Annotated in this window: 17 protein-coding genes; 3 read left to right on the top strand and 14 right to left on the bottom strand. The window is 52.0% G+C overall.

Annotated elements, in window-relative coordinates; all coding sequences use genetic code 11:
- Positions 1-73 precede the first annotated feature (73 nt).
- Together ACYVHC_RS17120 and uvrC are read left to right on the top strand one after the other, a co-directional pair.
- The gene (locus ACYVHC_RS17120) at positions 74-2,416 is read left to right on the top strand and encodes a PBP1A family penicillin-binding protein (protein ID WP_460615011.1); all 2,343 of its coding nucleotides are present in this window, start codon (positions 74-76) and stop codon (positions 2,414-2,416) included.
- Positions 2,417-2,615: 199 nt separating this feature from the next.
- Positions 2,616-4,439: an excinuclease ABC subunit UvrC gene (gene uvrC / locus ACYVHC_RS17115; protein WP_460615010.1), complete on the top strand. Its 1,824-nt coding sequence runs from the start codon at positions 2,616-2,618 to the stop codon at positions 4,437-4,439.
- Positions 4,440-4,554: 115 nt separating this feature from the next.
- Here uvrC and porN read toward each other — a convergent pair whose 3' ends face one another.
- From porN to lipB, 10 genes are all read right to left on the bottom strand, one after another.
- The gene (porN, locus tag ACYVHC_RS17110) at positions 4,555-5,445 is read right to left on the bottom strand and encodes a type IX secretion system ring subunit PorN/GldN (RefSeq protein WP_460615009.1); all 891 of its coding nucleotides are present in this window, start codon (positions 5,443-5,445) and stop codon (positions 4,555-4,557) included.
- 47 nt (positions 5,446-5,492) lie between these two features.
- Complete coding sequence (porM, locus tag ACYVHC_RS17105; RefSeq protein ID WP_460615008.1) at positions 5,493-7,082, bottom strand: type IX secretion system motor protein PorM/GldM; 1,590 nt, start codon at positions 7,080-7,082, stop codon at positions 5,493-5,495.
- Between the two features lie 84 nt (positions 7,083-7,166).
- Positions 7,167-7,973, bottom strand: a complete 807-nt coding sequence (gene porL, locus ACYVHC_RS17100) for a type IX secretion system motor protein PorL/GldL (protein WP_460615007.1) — start codon at positions 7,971-7,973, stop codon at positions 7,167-7,169.
- 87 nt (positions 7,974-8,060) lie between these two features.
- Positions 8,061-9,080 (bottom strand): T9SS ring complex lipoprotein PorK/GldK, encoded by a 1,020-nt coding sequence (porK, locus tag ACYVHC_RS17095; RefSeq protein WP_460615006.1) that lies wholly within the window; start codon positions 9,078-9,080, stop codon positions 8,061-8,063.
- A 238-nt stretch (positions 9,081-9,318) separates the two neighbouring features.
- Positions 9,319-10,410, bottom strand: a complete 1,092-nt coding sequence (locus ACYVHC_RS17090) for a PorP/SprF family type IX secretion system membrane protein (protein WP_460615005.1) — start codon at positions 10,408-10,410, stop codon at positions 9,319-9,321.
- 46 nt (positions 10,411-10,456) lie between these two features.
- Entirely contained in the window at positions 10,457-11,275 is an 819-nt protein-coding gene (locus tag ACYVHC_RS17085) for a uroporphyrinogen-III synthase (RefSeq protein WP_460615004.1), read from the bottom strand.
- A gap of 75 nt (positions 11,276-11,350) precedes the next feature.
- The gene (locus ACYVHC_RS17080; protein ID WP_460615003.1) at positions 11,351-12,514 is read right to left on the bottom strand and encodes a DUF4271 domain-containing protein; all 1,164 of its coding nucleotides are present in this window, start codon (positions 12,512-12,514) and stop codon (positions 11,351-11,353) included.
- A gap of 38 nt (positions 12,515-12,552) precedes the next feature.
- The gene (locus ACYVHC_RS17075; RefSeq protein WP_460615002.1) at positions 12,553-13,620 is read right to left on the bottom strand and encodes an MraY family glycosyltransferase; all 1,068 of its coding nucleotides are present in this window, start codon (positions 13,618-13,620) and stop codon (positions 12,553-12,555) included.
- Between the two features lie 65 nt (positions 13,621-13,685).
- Positions 13,686-14,102, bottom strand: a complete 417-nt coding sequence (locus ACYVHC_RS17070; protein WP_460615001.1) for a hypothetical protein — start codon at positions 14,100-14,102, stop codon at positions 13,686-13,688.
- Positions 14,099-14,902 carry a lipoyl(octanoyl) transferase LipB gene (gene lipB / locus ACYVHC_RS17065; RefSeq protein WP_460615000.1) on the bottom strand — a complete coding sequence of 268 codons (804 nt, stop codon included), beginning with the start codon at positions 14,900-14,902 and terminating at the stop codon, positions 14,099-14,101. Before lipB ends, ACYVHC_RS17070 begins: the two co-directional genes overlap by 4 nt.
- 263 nt (positions 14,903-15,165) lie before the next feature.
- Here lipB and ACYVHC_RS17060 point away from each other — a divergent pair, with 263 nt between their 5' ends.
- A complete protein-coding gene (locus tag ACYVHC_RS17060) occupies positions 15,166-15,525 on the top strand; it encodes a YraN family protein (RefSeq protein WP_460614999.1) in 360 nt (119 codons plus the stop codon).
- A gap of 60 nt (positions 15,526-15,585) precedes the next feature.
- On the opposite strand, the gene ACYVHC_RS17055 is transcribed toward ACYVHC_RS17060, so the two are convergent.
- From ACYVHC_RS17055 to ACYVHC_RS17040, 4 genes are all read right to left on the bottom strand, one after another.
- Entirely contained in the window at positions 15,586-16,578 is a 993-nt protein-coding gene (locus ACYVHC_RS17055) for a toxin-antitoxin system YwqK family antitoxin (protein ID WP_460614998.1), read from the bottom strand.
- Between the two features lie 158 nt (positions 16,579-16,736).
- Positions 16,737-18,569, bottom strand: a complete 1,833-nt coding sequence (gene htpG / locus ACYVHC_RS17050) for a heat shock protein Hsp90 family protein (protein WP_460614997.1) — start codon at positions 18,567-18,569, stop codon at positions 16,737-16,739.
- Positions 18,570-18,714: 145 nt separating this feature from the next.
- Positions 18,715-19,149: an STAS/SEC14 domain-containing protein gene (locus tag ACYVHC_RS17045; RefSeq protein ID WP_460614996.1), complete on the bottom strand. Its 435-nt coding sequence runs from the start codon at positions 19,147-19,149 to the stop codon at positions 18,715-18,717.
- Positions 19,150-19,432: 283 nt separating this feature from the next.
- Positions 19,433-19,741, bottom strand: coding sequence for a hypothetical protein (locus ACYVHC_RS17040; RefSeq protein ID WP_460614995.1), 309 nt, complete (start codon positions 19,739-19,741; stop codon positions 19,433-19,435).
- Positions 19,742-20,045 lie beyond the last annotated feature (304 nt).

Genomic DNA, 20,045 nt, shown 5'->3' with positions numbered 1-20,045 from the left:
TGCCACCTTGCACTACCCTAGTGTTTGATCTGGCTGCCTTTCCTAGCTTCCTGCTTAATTCTCAATTGAAGAAATGGCCCACCCTGCCACCAAAAAGAAAGCTTCTTTTCGAAAAACCAATCAGCCCGGACGCTACACAGGCCTGACGCGTGCCCTGTGGCTGCTGTTCGGGGCTGGCATCGTCGGGATGATCTTGTACGTGCTGGCAGTTAGTGTCAACTTCCTGAACTTGTTTGGGCGAATGCCCAATCTGAAAACGCTGGAAAACCCACGCAGCGAACTAGCCTCCGAGATATACTCGGCCGACAATGTGTTGATGGGCAAATATTTTCGTGAAAACCGTACGCCCGCGGAGTACGAAGACCTTCCCCAGCACCTGGTAGATGCCCTGATTGCTACTGAAGATGCTCGCTTTGAGGAACACTCCGGCATCGACCCTAAAGCAACTGGCCGGGTGGCGGCTGGCCTTCTGACAGGGGGTAGTGGCGGCGGTGGCTCTACGCTCACGCAGCAGCTAGCCAAGGTATTGTTCCGTACCCGCGAGGACCTGAACGACGGCAAGCTCAACGACGTGCCCGGCATCCGGATGCTTATTACCAAAACCAAGGAGTGGATTTTGGCCATCCGGCTGGAACGCAGCTACACCAAGCGCGAAATACTGCGCATGTACCTGAACACCAACGACTATGGCTCCAACGCGTTCGGCATCAATACCGCTTCCAAAACCTTCTTCAGCAAGAAGCCCAAAGAGCTTACTTTGCCTGAAGCTGCTACCCTAGTGGGTGTACTGAACGCCCCTACCCGCTTTAGCCCCAAGTATAACCCGGGCCGCTCTAAAAGCCGCCGTAACTGGGTACTGCGCCAAATGCAGAAGTACGGCTACATTGATGCCCAAACCCTGCAGCGCGATACGCTAAAGCCTATTGCCCTCCGCTACAACGTAGAAAATCAGAATGAAGGTATTGCGCCCTACTTCCGGGTAGAGGTAAGCAAGATGCTGCGGCAGTGGGCCAAGGAGACCGACCACGACCTGTACACCGATGGCTTGAAGATCTACACGACCATCGACTCGCGCATGCAGAAGTATGCCGAATCGGCGGTAGCGGAGCACATGAAGCTGCAGCAGAAGTGGTTTGATGCGCACTGGAAAGGCCAACAGCCATGGCGCGATGAAAACGGCCGCCTGATTCCGAACTTCCTCAGCACTTCTATTCAGCGCACCGAGCGCTACAAGTCGCTTACCGGCCGTTTCCCCGATAATAAGGATTCCGTGAAGTACTATCTGAACAAGAAGTACCGGATGAAGGTGTTTACCTGGAATGGCGGCGAGAAAGAGGTGCTTATGTCGCCGATGGACTCCTTGGCGTACTATAAGCGCCTGTTGCACTCCGGCTTTATGGCCATGAATCCGTTAAATGGCCAAGTGAAGGCCTGGGTAGGCGGCATCAACTTCAAGTACATTAAGTACGACCACGTAAAGCAAGGACGGCGCCAGCCAGGCTCCACCTTCAAACCGTTCGTGTACGTAGCCGCCATCGACCAGGGCTACTCTCCGTGCTACCAGCGTCCTGACGTAGCCACTACCTTCCCGGCCGAGCGTGGTAGGGCGGCGTACACGCCCCGCAATTTCGAAGGCAGCTATTCCGGTCGGGTGTTTACCCTGCGGCAGGCTCTAGCCCGTTCTATGAACTCCATCACGGCTTGGCTGGTCCAGAAGCTAGGCCCAGAAACGGTGGTAAGCTACGCCAAGCGCCTTGGCATTACCTCCCCAATTGAAGCCGTGCCAGCAGTAGGCTTTGGCTCTTCTGATGTTAGCGTGTACGAACTAACCGGTGCCTACAGCACCTTCGTGAACAAAGGCATCTGGACGGCCCCAATGATGGTTATGCGCATCGAAGACAAAAACGGTAACGTGCTACGGGAGTTTGTGCCCCAAACCCGCGAAGCCCTCAGCGAAGAAACCGCATACCTGATGACCCATATGTTGCGCGGCGCTACTGAGGAGCAAGGCGGCACTAGCATTATCCTGAAGGGTGGTTTCAAGTTCCCGTATGAAATGGGCGCCAAAACCGGCACTACCTCCAATTACTCAGATGGCTGGTTTATGGGCCTTACGCCCGACTTGGTGTGCGGTATGTGGGTAGGCGGTGAAGACCGGAGCATTCACTTCCGGACCGGGGCGTATGGGCAGGGCTCCCGCTTAGCACTGCCTATCTATGGCGTGTTTATGCGCAAAGTATACGCCGACAAAAGCATTGGCATCAATACTGGCCCATTCCCGAAGCCTACGCAGCCGCTCAGCATCGAAATTGACTGCTCCCGCTATTATAATGGGGCCAGCCTGCGCGACACCATTCCTTCTGATCAAAAGCTCAACCAGGTCGAGCTGCAGGACCTAAGTGGTGAGGACATTTAGCCCGTTACTTAGCTACATCACTAGGTGCCACACAACGCTGAACTGATAACTTTCCAGAACGTGGTTGGGACTTCCCGGCCACGTTTTTTGTTACACTAATCTCGCAAAACCAGCGCCGAATCTGTATCGGTGCACGCTGCGTATTCCCTTTGTATTTACTGCTGCTCTAGCAGCAATTCTTTTGTCTCCTGACCTTTCTATGGCTGCTACCGCCCACCTGCAAGAACAGATCCGCCAGCTTCCTCATCGGCCGGGGGTATATAAGTACTTCGGCGATGAGGATACTATCATTTATGTCGGCAAGGCCATTGACCTCCGGAAGCGCGTCAGCAGCTATTTTACAAAGCAGGATCATAATAAAAAGACGCAGCAGCTGGTCAAAAACATTCGCCGCATAGAGTTTACTATCGTTGACTCAGAGTCGGATGCCTTTCTGCTCGAGAATAACCTAATTAAGCAGCATCAGCCCAAGTACAACATCCTGCTAAAGGATGGTAAGACGTATCCGTACCTGTTGCTCACTAATGAGCGGTTCCCGCGTCTTATTCCTACGCGCAACAAGCGCCCCGGCGATGGGCGCTACTACGGGCCTTATGCGAACGTCACGGGTATGAACCTGCTCTTGGAGCTGATCCGGGCCTTGTATCCGCTACGCACGTGTACCTATAACCTGTCGCCCCAAAACGTAGAAGCTGGCAAGTTTAAGGTGTGCTTGGAGTATCACCTGGGCAACTGCAAAGGCCCTTGCGAAGGCCTGCAGGACGAGGAAACCTACCAACAGTACATCCAGCAGATCCGGCAAATCCTGAACGGCGACCTGCGTCTGCCAAAGCAGTACTTTCGCGAGAAAATGATGCTAGCAGCGCAGGAACAGCAATACGAGCTGGCCCATCAGCTCAAGCAAAAGCTCGATAAGCTGGACGAGTTCCAGTCTAAGAGTACCATCGTGAATGCGGCGCTTTCCAATATTGACGTATTCAGTATTGCTTCTAATGAAAAGTCGGCCTTCATCAATTACCTCAAGGTGATGAATGGCAGCATTATCCTCACTCAATCGGTGGAGGTACAGAAAAAGCTCGACGAGCCGGATGATGAGATTCTGGCCCCCATGATTATGCAGATGCGGGAGGAGTTTGAAAGTCAGTCCAAGGAAATTCTGACCAACGTAGCTATTCCGCCGCTTCCTCTACCGGGCGTTGCCATCACGCAGCCGCAGATAGGCGACAAGCGCAAGCTCATGGAGCTCAGCATCAAAAATGTGCTGTACCTGCGCAAGGAAAAGGAAAGCATGAATGACCGCAGCAAAGACCTGAATGAGGTCCGGATCATGGAAACCATGAAAAAGGATTTGCGCCTTACCGAGCTTCCTAAGCACATCGAGTGCTTCGACAACTCCAACTTCCAGGGCGATATTCCGGTGGCAGCTATGGTGTGCTTCCGCAACGCTAAGCCCAGTAAGAAGGACTACCGCCACTTCCATATCAAGACAGTAGTAGGACCAAACGATTTCGACTCCATGTACGAAATCGTGACGCGGCGCTACCGTCGCTTGCTCGATGAAGGGGCTACCTTGCCCCAACTCATCATCGTCGACGGTGGCAAAGGCCAGTTAGGCATGGGGGTTAAGGCCCTGAAGGACCTAGGGATTTGGGGACAGGTGCCTATCATTGGCATTGCCAAGCGGCTAGAGGAAATATACGTTCCCAACGACCCGCTCCCCCTGTATATTGACAAGAAGAGCGAAACCTTACGCCTCGTCCAGCGCATGCGCGACGAGGCACACCGCTTCGGCATCACGTTCCACCGTAGCCGCCGCGATGCAGCTACCCTCAAAACTGAACTCACCGACGTGAAAGGCTTAGGCCCTGTTACGGCTGAAAAGCTCCTCAGCAAATTTAAATCTGTGAAGAAGATAAAGGAGCTCACCGAGCTGGAGCTTATTGCAGAAGTAGGCAAAGCCAAAGCCCGAGTATTGCTTAACTACTTTGCCGAACAGGAGCAAACTGATACGCTTTTCAGCTAACAGGCTACCTAGTTTTCTTACTCAAAGCCTCTTGCTAAAAACAAAAAGCCCCTGCCAATTTAGGCAGGGGCTTTTTGGTATTCGAAAAGCTAATTATAAACCTTTAAAGGACTTATTAGAAGCTCCACAGGTTGTATTCGTACTCAATCAGGTCAGCGGCAGCTTGCTGGGAAGCAAGAATACCCTGCTGCTGGCTACCATAGATTTCATCCAGACGCGAATCATTCGGGTTAGAAACCTTCACGATGTACGAGTTGAACAGCCACAGTTCGAAGGCATCAGCCAAATTCTTGTGCTGGGCATCGTTCTGGGGATTGAACCAGATAGCCTTGTCAGGATTGGCACGGAATACACGCACAAGGTCGCTGTATTTGAACGTACCGATGACTTTTTCAATGCCTGCGGTGTTGGAGCTCAACGTAGAAGGCACCAGCAACGTGATGGTTTTGATATCATGATACATCCGTGACCGTTTCTTGTCAAAGATCATATCCTCCTTCAGTTCCATCTGATAAAGGTCCTTGTAACGGTATTCGTTAGCAGCAGGAGCAACTGGCTTGGCCGCAACCGCCTTTTTGCCTTTACCTTTTTTTGCTGGAGCGCCCCAATCATCCACACCTCCACCTAAGTCGCTTTCAGAGAAGCCGGCGGCTTTCTCCTCGTCGCTCAGGCCAGCCATAGTTTCCGTATAGGACGTATTCGACAGAACCTCGGTTGACGAAAATGTGCTCGTCAGAGAATCGTTTTTATACGCCTGCAGCTCACCACGCTTTACTGCTTCGAGAATCACTTTGCTGATTTCCTTGCCTTCAGCGAACATGGGTTTGTTCTGCTTTTCACGCAGGTCTATCGCGCGCCAAACCGTCTTCCGGAACATGATGTCCGAGTTCGGAATCGGGCGATACGAGCCGTTGCTGCTCGCGGTGGTTGCTTGTTCCTGAGCTGAAGCTGCCACCGACAGCGTTAGGCCGGCCGCCAAAGCGGCGAAGGAAAGGAATTTGTTCATACCGTGATAATCGAAAAAGCGTAGTACTTAGTTCAGGCAACCAACGCTTAGATCAGCGGAATATTGAAAGTTTTCGAAACGTTTACCTGTTCAGTGTTGCCTTGGAAGTTCATACGCTGAACCTCTTTCACTTCAATGTACAGACGGTCACCTTCACGAGCGGCATTAACCACGTCCGTCAAGTTGGCTTCTGGGCCGTTGATAGTACGGGTTGGGATAGCCGGACGCTTACCACGAACCAGGGTGATTTCGTAGCGCGTTACCCGGTAGCGAGCATCCTCAGGCAGGAAGGTAGCAAAGCCAGCATCAGCAATAGCACGCAACTGCATGTTACGAACCGCCGTGATTGGAGTGCCTTGCTTCTCGTTGGCCTCACGACCACCTACTACGCATTTGATATCTGGTTTCGGAATTGGGCGCACCTGGAAAGTCTGTGAACCGATGGGGTTGCCACCGCTGCTTACGCTCAGGGTTACTTCACGTGAGTTAGGCACCAGAGTAACTTCACCCTTCGATGAGCCTTTGATGGTAGAAGCACCCGAAGCCGAGAAGCTTGGATCGTACTGGGCACCTAGGGCAGGCACTTGTACGCTTAGCTTGTTACCGCACTTGAAATACAGTGCCTGTACCGAAGCAGACTGGATCTGCATCACGGGCTTGGTTACCGTGTAAGGAACTGTTACGTTGAAGGTAGTGTCACGGCCATTCTGCTTAAAGCGAATGGTGCCTTTCCAGCTAGCCTTAGCATTGCCTGAAGCATCAAATGCGCCAGGACGAGCAGTGAACTCCACTTTGCCTTTGCCATCTGGTCCAACTGACAACGGCGAACCGTTTAGCGTCATGGAAGGGCGTAGATCAGAAGCAGAAGCCGTCAGGAACAGTTCAGCCTTGTATTTGGTACCAGCTGCTACTGTGTTCGACTCAGCACTTGCGAAAGCACCGATTTTATCGAATACAATAGTTTGAGCACCTACCTGATTAGCAAGTTTAGTTAATGCGTCAGCTTCGTACTTTAGTACTTCCGTCTCCTTCTGAGAAAGAACAGCTAGTGCAGCTACTACTGGGGTATTCTCAAAGTTCAGCTGAGCGAAATCTTTGCTCTTCTGATCAGCGGTTACACCTGGGTCATCCTTAGGATCTAGTGCTAGAGCAGGCGCCGTGAAACCCGGAACCATTTTCTGCAGATCAGAAGCGTAAGCGTTAAGCTCATCCTTCATTTTGTAGCCGAGGCCATTGCGGCTACCAGCACCACCAAGCATCACGTTAGCTACCTTGTCAGAAGCTTCCATGTTCTTGTATTCGTTCTTGTTCTGGTTCTCCGTTTTCTCAAGCAGTTGAGTACGGATGTCACGCAGATAAGCGACCATCTTCGAAGTGCGCTCCCGAACACTTTCACTTTGCTTCAGGATAGCAATATCCTTTGCTTGGTTCCGGTTACGGGCTACTACTTCCTGAATGCCTTTTACAGCACCTTGGTTGGTTTTAGCAGTCTTTTCGTTAACGCCGAGCAGACTATCGTCTAGGAATTTAAATTTCAGCAGAATGGCTGAATTTACTTGTAGGGCCAGAAGCGCAGTCAGTACTAGGTACATCATGCCAATCATCTTCTGCCGCGGAGTCTCTTTTGCTCCCGCCATCGTATCTCTCTGTGTCTATAACTGCTGTGTAGGAAGAAGAGCACTTGGGGCTTACCCAAGTGCTAGCATTACAAACCTGACAAATTAGTTGGTAGCGCGCATTGCGTTCAACATGTTGCCGTACACGCGGTTAAGCGAGCTGAGGTTCGAAGTCAAGCTGGTTACTTCCTGCTTGAACTGGTCGGTTTCTTTACCGGCTTCGGTCAGGTTCTCCATGGCCTGAGCTAGGGTGCCATAGAATTTGTTCATCGACTTGAGGTGCGTGTTAGCATCCTGCAGTTCCATTTCGTAGACAGCATTCAGAGCACCCAGGTTTTTGGTCACATTCTGAACCTGAACATGGTACTCACGAGCGTCGTTAGTAGCATCAGCCATGGCAGTCATAGCCAATGCAGTCTGCGAATACGACTCATTGATACGCTCCAGCGACTGTGCAGCCGAGCGCACTTTCGTCGTGTACTCGTCCGTAGCGTTAGTAGCTTCACCCAGCGAAGAAAGTTGCTGAGTAGTCGTGCTCAGACGATTCAGGCCCTGGCCCAGTGAAGCAATAGCCTCGGGCGTTACGTTAGCATCTTTCAGCATATCATCCAGCTTGCGGGTCAGGCCCGTGCCAGTGTTTTGCTCAACGAATTTGTTGCTGTTGGTAGATGGGTCATAACCTTCGCTCAGTTCTGGGTACACCAATGACCAATCGACTTCTTTGGGGTTAGGCTGGAATGCACTCAAGAAGAAGATGATTGCCTCTGTACCCAGACCTACGATGAGCATTTCATCAGCACCCTTCAAGTGAAGGATTTTGAAAAGTGCCCCAATAATTACGACTGCTGCGCCGATGCCGTAAATCTTCGGCATTACCACATCGTAGAAAAAGTTACCGCCTTTTGCTGCCATGTTGTAGAAATTTGTAAAAAGTAATTGTTGTGAGTTGAAAAGCAGAAGTAATTAAAGGAAAGCCGCAGCGGGCGAAACGGTCAAAGATTAGTTCAAACCGCTATTTGTTCCCATGCCAATCTGAATCATGGCAGTGCGGAAACCGATATAAGAGCGGGCTGAATCCTGATATTCAAAATTGCGAGTACCAGTCTCAAGGAAGTAAGCAATGTCTTTCCATGAACCGCCACGAACAACTTTGCGGGGCTCATTGTCATCGGGGTTAGTTGGGTTCATATCCCATACTACCGGCACCGATGCTTCCATATAGGCATCATCACACCATTCTGCCACGTTACCCGACATATCATACAGGCCAAAATCGTTGGGGAAGAAAGCCCCTACTGGAGAAGTGTATGCATAACCATCGGAGGCGTAGTCACCACGGCCGGGCTTAAAGTTAGCCAGCATGCAGCCTTTGGAGTTACGCAGGTAAGGACCGCCCCAAGGATATGTAGCGAGGTCACGACCGCCACGAGCAGCGTACTCCCACTCAGCTTCGGATGGCAGACGGAAGTTTGGAGTTGGAGCCAAACCAGCCTCTTCGTTAGCAGCGTTCTTGTTTTTCGTGCGCCAGTTGCAGAAGTATTTTGCAGCGAACCAGTCAACACCAACTACTGGGTAGTCATCAAATGCTGGGTGAGTGTAATAGTACTCCATGAGCGGGTCGCCCATGTGATACGTGAAGTCACGTACCCACACCGTTGTATCGGGGTAGAGTTCAGTCATGACGTACTCTTCGCCCAAGACATCAATAGAGTCTTGACGAATAGCATTCATAAACTGACGGTATTCATTGTTGGTAATTTCCGTCTCGTCCATGTAGAAGCCGGCGATAGTCACCTGCTTGTTCATGTTCACCATAGAGGCTGATATATCCTGGTCCGTCTGGCCCATATGGAACGTTCCACCGGGGCAAGGCACCATGCCATAGGGAACTTCCTGGGGGTTAAACTCCGGACGATCTTCCGCCCCTACCAGGTCGCCTTGTGGTGCATTACCGAAACCACAGCCTCCCAGGATAAGCGTCGAAAGCGCGATGAGAGGCAATACGAGAAACTTGTTCATGTGAGAAAGAAAAAGACTGTCGAGGCGGCGATACCCTAAGATTACAATTTTATGAGCTGGCAAATCTAGTGAATCCTGTGTTCGCAAACAAGCTAGTCGGTCAACACTAAAAGTTTGTCTACGAATCAGTTTCACAACCAGTTAAACGAAAAAGGTGACAAGTTAAATTCATGACTAGGGGTAGCACAACGGTTAAGCAATTGTTTCTACCCTTCTTCTGATTCCTACTACCCTTAAATTAGAAGCTATAACGAGGAGTATGGATGGCAGGCCGTACTCTCAAACCAGGTTTTGGCAACCGATATCCCAGCATTATCTCGAAGGAACTAGCCGCCTTAGCATCTTGATTAAATGCAATAAAGTCATATGCTAGTCCCAACCTAAGTGAGTTATCTTTTGCAAAACTCACTCCACCCAAAGCCGTGAATGCGTCACCCGACCGATATCCCAATCCTCCCCAAAAACGGTCGTCAAAGGTAGCCCTCGCCCCCAGCTCATATGAGTTGTTTCGGAGAGAGAATTTACCATTGTCGCCAAACTCACCCGGTAGTACCATCTTCACTAATGCAGTGGGTGTTAATACAACGGAAGAAGTAAGTTCGATATTGCTACTTACAGTCAGGTAAGCATGGTTCTCGTTCAAATATTGAGCCGAATTACCACTAGCGGCTACCTGACTATTAAATTTATAACTGGAGCGAAGCAAATTATTTACGCTCAGGCCTGCATACAGCTTAGGCGCCTCATACCAAACTCCCGCTCCCATGTCCAACTTTCCATCTGATCCTTCTCGGGGCACATAAATATCCGACTCATCATTCGCCCGATACTGCCCCTGATAAATATTGTTAAAAATACCTTGTATACCTAATCCCAGCGTACCTTCTCCAATGGTTATATGACGAGAGTAGGATACTTGAACGTTGGTAGTATTGAGTTGAGCTATTTTATCCCGATAGATGCCGATGCCGATGCCTCCGGCAAGAATTGGCACTGGTAGAGACGCAGTAATAGAAGCAGTTGCAGGGGAGCCACCATCATCGAAGGTGGCGTTGTAACCGAAATACTGAATGCGGCCTAGAGCTGTAATTTCACCATATCCCTTAATACCAGCATACGCTGGATTTAAGTTCAACCCGTTGAAACCATAATGGCTGAACTGAGGCTGTTGCTGAGCAGCGGCTTTGCCCATCAGCAAAACAGCGCAAGCACAGAGTACACTTCTCTTCATAGCTATTAACGATGGGCCAGGGATAGGTGAAAAGCGCAGGCCGGACGTTTTCAAATGTAACGAAAAAACCACCCCTGCCAATTCACGGGATATACGCAAGAGGAGCAGTAGTAGCTGCTCCTCTTGCTCTATAACTTAGCTAATTTTATTTACTATTTTTCTTCTCCTTTGCCAACTCTACTCCGTGATGATGACGGATGTAGGCTTCAATAGCTCCTGTCATCGATGGGGCGTTAGGTTGCGGAGCTTCAATATCTAGTTCAAGACCGGCTTCCAGAACGGCTTTTGCCGTTGTTGGGCCGAAAGCGGCAATGCGCGTACCGTCCTGCTCGAAATCAGGGAAGTTGATGAACAGCGAGCTAATGCCAGATGGGCTAAAGAAGGCAATGCAGTCATACTTCACGTCGGAAAGGTCCGACAAGTCGCTAGCTACGGTGCGGTAGATAACCGCTTCCGTAAACTTGAAGCCATTGGCCCGCATGAACTCCGGGATGTCGTCTTTGCGGATATCAGAGCAAGGGTACAGGAACTTCTCCCCCTTATGCTTCTTGATAACATCAAACAGATCGGCGGCTGTGCGCTGGCCCACAAATAGCTTGCGTTTGCGCAACACAATGTACTTCTGCAGGTAGTTAGCTGTTTGCTCAGAGATGCAGAAATACTTCATCTCGGCAGGCATCTCCAGCTTGGCTTCCTGGCAAATCCGGAAGAAGTGGTCGACGGCATTGCGGCTAGTGAAAATCACGGCCGTGTGCTCCAGAATATTGACCTTCTCTTTGCGAAAATCCTTATAGGGAACCGGCTGCACATCGATAAATTCCCGAAAATCGACCTTAATACCATATTTCTCGGCAATCAAGAAATAAGGCGAGATGTCATTTGCGGGCTTTGGCTGGGTGACAAGAATGCTGGAGATACGCTTGGCATGACGGCCCGTCCCCGGTTTGTCTTTGCTCTCGGCCATAGGGTGGAAAAAGTAAATCTAAAGCGATAAGGGGAAGTTGAAGCAGCGCCGGCAGTTGGCCAGAGAAGAGGTATGTCAGTAAGTAAAAACGATCAGCTTTAGCAGAATGACTAGGGGAATCACTTCTGTGGCGCAAAGGTAGGAAAACAAATGCAGATTTAGCAGGGAGGCCTTACGATGGAGCGTTCTTCCGACTCGGATGACGGTACCTACCAACAGCAAGGAAACCACTCCGTTGGATACCCAGAGCACCGTTTCGGGCAGCTGTTGATTGAGGCCTAAGTAAAGCAGCATCACTGCGGGCAGGAACAGGCCCATAAAGAGGATGGTGCGAATAAATTCGCGGTACTGAATCGTGACCAGATCGGTCAGGTCAAATATATAGCCCATCAACTCCAGGAACAGATATTTCCCCACCACAAAGGCGGTAACTAGGCTCGTGTACAGAAGCACCCGCACAACAATGGCCGATTCTGGCACGTCGAACAGGCGCCGCAGGATTACGATAGTCTGGATATTGGTGTGGATGGCAACCAACAGTAGCGCGAAAGACAGCGCGAAAAGCAGCACCAGAACCAGGTTAAGCCACGTAAGCGTTGGCTTAATCAGAAAGTCCTGCTCGGCCGGGCTTTTGCCCCACAAGCCTTCAAGCTGGTAAATTCGGGCGAAGCCGGGCTGATAGGTAGCACGCAGCGCGCCGTACCCTAGGCCTATCAGAAGTAGGAACCCAACAAATACATTCTGGCCCTGGTGGCCTCGGGGCCGAGGCTGAGCGGTAAAAGGTGCGGGGGCAATCTGCTTTCCGGTAGGCGTAATTACGGCCGGTGTAGCATTTGTGAAAGACGGCAGATTCGGCATGGCATCGGGCTGCCACACACATAATAAGTGCGGGCCCGGCGTACTGCCTGTTGGCAGCAATTTAGCCAGATCAACGGTGAAGGATGCCGGCGCCTTGGCCGTGAATACAAGCCTATTATCGAGAAATAAGCTTAAGTTCTCGCGGGCAGTGAAGCTGATAGGCAAGGGCTTACCGGGCCGGATGGTCAGCCACTGGTAGTAAGCATGCGCCGGCGCGTGGTAGTCGGGCAGATATAGCACGAGGCGGTTGCGACCCTCATCATGAATCAGCCAATCGGAGGTGAGGCCGGCGCGCGGTGCTGGGGGAAAGGGTCGGTACTCTGCAGCAGCCACGCAAAAGGGGAGCAAGCTCAGGCCAATCAGCCAGAACAACGTCCTCATTTGCCGGAAGCTGCCAGTACGCACTAGGTGGTAAGTTGTTAGGAAGCGACGCGCTGCCGCTCGGCTCGGCTATGATATACTCCCAGAAATACACTGAGCAGCAGTGAGAAAGCTACTAGCCCCACAATGAGCAGCGTGTTGCCGAGGTAAGCAAAGTTGATAACAAACAGAATCACGAGCACATTCAGCAAGCCCAGCAGCAGCACCGTGCTAATCTGCTGGAAGCCCATAGCCAAGATGCGGTGATGCACGTGGTTTTTATCCGGCGAGAAAGGCGAACGGCCCGCCATCATCCGGATAATGAACACGCGCAGAGTGTCAAACAGGGGAACAAATAACACGCCTGCGGCTACTGAAGGTGCCGAAGAGGCAAAGGGCTGGCCCACCTTCAGTCCCATTTCAATGAACTGAATGGTGAGGATGGAAACAATGAAGCCACATACCAACGAGCCCGTGTCGCCCATGAAGATGGTAGCCCGATGGAAGTTGTAGCGCAAGAAGCCTAAAATGCCGCCAATGACACACACCGATACGAACACGTAGTTCTGGAAGTACTCTCCACCGTACCGATAGAAGTAGTAGCCAAAGGTGCTAACAATGATCAGCACAATGGTGCCGGCCAATCCGTCGAGCCCATCAATTAGATTGATGGCGTTGGTGATGCCTACAATGGCAAAAAAGGTAAAGGCGTAGCTGATGCCGATTGGGAGCTCCTGAATGCCTAGTATTCCTTGAAAACTTGTGAGGCGTACATCGGCCATAATCATGACGATGCCGGTAGCCAGTAGCTGGCCCACGAATTTTTTGGATACCGAGATGCTCACCAGGTCATCTTTCAGCCCCACAAAGAACAGCACAATACAGCCGGCCAGCAGCTGCTGTACGCCGTTGTTCAGAGGAGCGAAAATGGTGAGGGCCGACATGAAGCCAGCAAACACTGCAACGCCCCCCAGGCGCGGAGTGAGTGATTCATGCACCGTCCGCACGTTAGGCGTATCGAGCATGTTTTTCAGGTGAGCGATATAAATAATGGACGGGACGGCAAATAAGGCCACCAGAAACGCCCACAGGGAGGACAGGCCCAACTGAATTCCGAGTGCATTCATTGCGGTTCGGCTCTTACGGTAAGTATGCCCCGTACCGGGACATAGGTTGAAGTGCAAAGATACGGTTAACTATGCAGCACACCGGGACGGTCGAGCAAAGCAATGTGCGTTAAATTGTCCGTAATAATAGAGTCGGGCACGAAGATGAACTTCTTGTCGAAGATCTGGGAGCCAACATAATAACTCACCCAGTACTGATTGTTCAGATGAAACAGCGCCGGATCAATCGGCTCAATTGGAACAATGGCCTTGGGCTCTATCTCCAGCAGAGAATGGCGTAGCGTGGAGGTCCGGATAGGCTCGCCTTCGGGGCTAGTACCGTAGCCGTTTGAACTTACAATGACATTCTCTAAGGGAAAATCATTGTGGTTAAGCAAGTATACCTGCCAGCCGGGCTGCCCCTCGGTGGTAGAAACCGAATCATCGGGTACTATGGCAATCGAAACCCCTTCAACAGGGTCAAACGCAATATCTTTTTTCATAATGGAGAGGTTTCATCCAACTCAGCACCTAGTAACTGGGCTAGGTGAGGTAGCAGGCGCTCCTGTACATCGGTTACCGATACAGGGCGGCCTAGTTCTTTTTCCAGCGAGGTTACCGCTTTATCGGTAATGCCGCAGGGTACTATGTGACCGAAGTACGAGAGGTCAGTAGATACGTTTAGGGCAAAACCATGCATAGTCACCCAGCGGCTGCACTTTACGCCCATCGCGCAGATTTTCCGGGGATTGGCAGCACCTTCCTCAAAATCAAGCCACACACCCGTAAGGCCATCAATCCGGCCGGCCCGCACCCCATAGTCGGCGAGGGTGAGGATAACTGCTTCCTCCAGAATGCGGAGGTAGCGGTGGATATCGGTGAAGAAATTGTCGAGGTCGAGAATAGGATACCCTACCAGTTGGCCGGGACCGTGGTAGGTAATATCACCGCCGCGGTTGATGCGGTGGAAACTGGCTGCATGCGCTGCCAGGCCGGCTTCATCGAGCAACAGATGCTCGGGCTTACCGCTTTTGCCCAGCGTATATACGTGCGGATGCTCACAGAGCAATAGGTAGTTTGCCGTTGCCTCGAGGGGTAGTCCGGCTTCTTGTGCTTGCCGGTTGCGCACCTTCACGGCTAACGTATCGGCGAGCAATTGCTCCTGCAAATCCCAGGTGGGCTGGTACTCAACTAGGCCTAAGCGCCGCACCTGAAGGCGACGATGCTGGCCAGCACTAGCTGCTTCTGTAGGAGGAAGTGCAGCCGCAGGCACCGGAGTTACGCAAGCGGAGTATGTTGTCATGGCAAAAATTAAAAGGAGCGTTGCACTTCATACTTCCAGCACTCAAGCAAGCGACCTGCTGGTGCCTGATCGGACATATGCATTAGTGTTCAGCTTACTTTACACTGGGCCTTTTGCAGCCCTTCTTCCGGCACTTGGTCAGCGGCGCTTTCTAGGCAAGAAGAGGTGCAAAGGTACTAGATTTAGTGCCACGGCAGGCTACACTTAGCTGAGCTAGCCGTAAAGCACGTAGCATAGTCACTTCCATTTTAGCACTTGAGTATATGCTGCTTCCTGCTCATCAGCTTGGCCGAGAGGGTGAAGATGCTGCGTTACGCTACCTACTAAGCCAAGGCTACGAACTAGTGCACCGCAACTACCGCTACCGCCGGGCCGAGGTAGATTTGGTGGTGCGCCTTGACGAAGAGTTACTGGTGCTCGTGGAAGTGAAAGCGCGTTCTACTGCTCAGTATGGCCACCCAGAAGAATTCGTGACGGAACGCAAACGGCAACTCCTACGCCTAGCCGCCGAGCAGCTGCAAGAGGAGCTGCCATGGCGCGGCGATATTCGGTTTGATATCATGGCCCTCTCCCCTACCGCCACCGGGTTTCGCATCGAGCACTTCGCCGATGCGTTTTACTAGGCATACTTCGTGGCCAAACCCTGCATGGGCGCCGGCCCCTTATCAAGCCCTACAGCAGAGTTACTTTTTCATACCTGGGCGGGCGGTGTCGGGTTTGTCGCGGTTATCGAATTTGTCTTTCTCGAAAATAGCCACGCCGTTGCGGTTGTACTCCTTTGTCATCACCGGCTCGGTTACCTCGGGGTCGTAGCCGGTTTCGCCGTACTCGTACTCATAGCGCAGGCGGTTGCGGGAATTCCGGAAGCCCCAGTACTGGCTCCAGGTGCCTACGCGTTTGCCATTCTCAAACTGCCCTACCCACTCCAGCTGACCGTTCTCGTTGTAGCGCACGTAGTCGCCTTCCAATTTGCCATTTACGTAGGGCACTACCTCCTTGAGCTGCTTCTGTGCCGCATCATAATAGGTGATGTTGGCATCACGCGGGAAGCCCATTTCGAAATGGCTTTTGCTGAGCAGGATATTGTCGCGGTTGAAAGTTTCCCAGCGCAAATGGCGCGTCCCGATGGCGTAGAAACCGGTTTCAATCACTTTCCCGCCCTGAAGCTTTTTATACGGGCCGTGCAGCACACGCACTTTACTAGGGTCCAGTTCGCCGGGAGGTGCTTTCACTACCCGGTGGCGTTTCAGATCGAACACATAACGGGCCGGCGCATAGGGGTTGGGTTGCTGAAAAGTTCGGAGGTAGTAGAAAATTTCCATTACCTGATTTTTACCCTTCGGGCCCGACTTTACATAGCCCTTCTTGATTCGCTCTCCGAGAAAGATGTTCTTCTTTTTCTTGGGCTTTCGTTGAGCGGCTTTCTCTTTTTCCTTGGCAGCCCGCTCCTGCTCCTTGGTCATAACGACCTGCTTGGCTTCTAGAGACGGAGCCTTGGTAGTATCGCTAAGGGTAGCGAGGGTGTCCGCAACAGCTAGGCTCCCAATCGTCTCGGGGCGGCTATTAAAGGAAACCGTCTTTTTAGAGCAGGCGCCGGCCGCTAATAGCAACGCAGGCACCCACAGCATATACAAACGAAACGGGCGCATGAAAGTGTCGGGCAGGATTCGCAGCATCGAACGTAAATATAAAGGGATTTGGTGCCCACCCTGCAGGCTTTGCTAAGCAACCAGGCCTAGGTACTTGGCCGCACTAGGTCTGCAAAAACATAAAACCCTGACAGCCGAAGCCATCAGGGTTTTATACTTGTTTGTACTCTTAAGACTTTCTAAAACTACTCAGCAGCCAGTAAATCGGCGCTGCGCTTCACAAAGGCCGTTAGGGCCTCGCCTTTCAGCATCCCTTGGGCTAGTAGCGCTAAGTCAAATGCCTGGCGTGCCAGCTTGGAACCAGCCTCCCCCTCTGCTTGTAGCACGCGTTGAGCTACTGGGTGGTTAGCATTCACGCTCACAGTGTAAGAGTCAGGCAAGGAGCCGAACATCTGCATGCCACCGCCGCCACCAACGCGCTGCATGTCCTTCATGCGGCGCATAAACTCGGGCAGCGTAATAATAACCGGCGCATCCTGCGGCGACAAGGCCTCTACCTGCACATGCATGTGCTCGTTGCTGATGGCCTGCTTAAACACATCCTGCAGCTTGGTTTTATCATCGTCGCTGAGTACGCTTTCCGTGGTTTCATCCTTCTCGATGAGTTTGCCCACGGTATCAGCATCCACCCGCTTGAAGGTAGTTTTTTCCAGCTTCTGCTCGAGCTGCCCAATGAAGTGAGGATCCAGTACGGCGTCCAGCTTCAGCACGTCGTAGCCGCGCTCCGTAGCCGCCTGCACATAGGCGTGCTGGGCCTCGGGGTCAGTAGTGTACAGTACTACGGTCTGCTCGTTCTTGTCCTTCTGGTTGGCCTGCACGAACTCTTGGTATTCGGGCAGCGTGAAGTATTTCTTGGCCGTGTTCTGCACTAGGGCAAAGTCCTTGGCCTTCTCGTAGAACTTCTCGTCGGAGAGCATGCCGTACTTCACGAACAAGCCGATATCCGACCACTTCTCTTCAAAGCCCGTGCGGTCTTTACGGTACAGCTCCGCGAGCTTATCGGCCACCTTCTTGGTGATGTAGGTGTTGATTTTGCGCACGTTGGCGTCGGCTTGCAGGAAGCTGCGCGACACGTTCAACGGAATGTCCGGCGAGTCGATAACGCCGTGCAACAGCATCAGGAACTCGGGCACCACGTCCTTCACTTCGTCGGTGATGAACACCTGGCGCGAGTACAGCTGGATTTTGTTGCGCTGGAACTGTAGCTCGTCCTTCACCTTCGGGAAGTATAGGATACCCGTCAGGTTGAAGGGGTAGTCCACGTTCAGATGAATCCAGAACAGCGGCGGCTCCGAGAATGGATACAGTTCCTGATAGAACTTGGTGTAGTCTTCGTCGGTCAGCTCAGCAGGTTGCTTCGTCCAGATAGGCGCGGTTTGGTTGATAACCTCGCCTTCAAACTCAATTTCAACCGGCAGAAACTTGCAGTACTTGTTCAGGATGCCTTTCAGGCGGGCTGCTTCCAAGAACTCGTCGGAGTCTTCGGCTACGTGCAGCACAATGTCAGTGCCACGGTCGGCTTTGTCGGTCGTTTCGAGGCTGAACTCGGTGCTGCCGTCGCATACCCAGTGAGCGCCTTCGGTGTCTTCTTTGTAGCTTTTCGAGAAGATTTCTACCTCCTTGGCTACCATGAACGCCGAGTAGAAACCCAGGCCAAACTGACCGATAATCTGGTCTTTGGCAGCAGCATCCTTCTCCTTGTACTTCTCCACAAACTCGGTGGCGCCGGAGAAAGCAATCTGGTTGATGTACTTCTTGATTTCCTCGCCCGTCATGCCGAGGCCGCGGTCGGAAATGGTGATGGTGCGGGCTTCCTTATCCACGCTCACTTTCACCTTCAGGTCGCCCAACTCGCCCTTAAACTCACCGAGCTGGCCCAGGCTTTTCAGCTTTTGGGTAGCGTCCACGGCATTGCTTACCAGCTCACGCAGGAAGATTTCGTGGTCGGAGTACAAGAACTTCTTGATGATGGGGAAGATATTCTCGGTATGAATCGAGATGCTACCTTTCTCTTGCATAGCAGGTTAGAAAAGATGAGTTAAAACAGAAACCGGACTATTTGCCAGCCCTAGGGCTAGGTAAGTGCGTCGGTTCCGGAATTTCAAACCTTGTTCCACAACTGCTGTGGCTGTCATCTTGGCAGCGCGCCAGTACCCGCGCTTACTAGGCCGCCACACTCGCTGAAAGCCCTGCGGCCCCGGCAGCGGCCTGCAAAGCGGCCGAACTGCGCAACCAATCGAGAGCCGTGTCAGCGTCGTCAAATACCTGAATTTCAAACGCGGGCTGACGTAGGCTGACTTCCAACAGCATTTGGTGCTGGGTATGCGAGGTGAGCACCAACGCCAAGTGTTGCAACGGCAAATTTGGGAGCCCCGCTAGGCAGCGCACCTCCAGCCAGTACTGGTCCATGGCCGAAAGATCCGGCATTCCGTCTAGGTCAAGCAGCAGCCCCTGAATCTGCTCTTTTTGCAGCCGCTCCAATACATCTGGCACGCATTGCTGTATCTGGTAAAAGGAGGACAGCGCCTGCCAGTGCAGCCGCAGCAGGCCGTGCTGTGGCTCGTACCAAATCTGGAAACAGGGAGATTTTCCGGACATATTTAGCGGCTCCTTCATAACGCTTGGCATATCACTTACCAGTAATTGGCAGGTATTGACCAATGATAGAGCCCCTCTTTTGTCTTGGGATACTAATTCGGCCAGCATAGCATAGCTACCGGCCAACTACCTATTCTAACAGACTAAAAGCAGCCTCCTGTTGGGCTAGCAGTAGATAGAGCGTTGTACATACCTGTATTCCCAATTTGGGGAAGTGTATGGTGCTATGCAGTTTAGCCAATAGTGATGCCTAGCACCTTGGAAGTAGGTTTGGCACCCTCCTCTACTCAGCCGTACAGGCTTTGGGCAATAGTTTCCCGGGTTTACTTTGCGCCTGTTGCCACTCCTGCTCTACGCCGCTGATGACGAGTGCAGAAGGCAAAAGCCAATCAAGCGCCCCCGCACTATCTGAGAAAAACTGCACATCGGCCCGGACTTGCCGACAGCCATCGGCTAGCAAGTTTTCCACTACTAACTGGTTATGCAGGCCGGCGGGCTGGATCAGGGCCAGGTGGCGTACCCGTAACGAGGCAAACTGTGCCAGCCATACTTCACTAAGCCAGGCCTGCTCATCGATACCCACCGGGGGCATGTGCGATGTATCCGCGAGCCACCGGGTAATGCCGTGTTTCTCGCTGCATCTGATCAGCTGTGTAAAAGCTTCCTGAAATCCGACAAACGAAACAGGGCCACGCCATTGCCAGCGCAACAGGTGCCCAACCGGTTCTACCTGAACCAGTAAGGAACTGAACTTATAAATCATGAAAAAATCCTAAACAACACGCCGCATACAGCTGACTACCACGAAAGTACCTTACTACTTTCTGGTTTCAGTTGAGTTTCGCTGGTTCAGGTTCTTTGCTCGACAAAACAGCGCTTTAGCTAGGCCGCCGCCC

Source organism: Hymenobacter seoulensis (assembly GCF_054780535.1).
The sequence above is the reverse complement of the archived record's forward strand: the minus strand, read 5'-3'. Positions and strand labels throughout refer to the sequence as shown.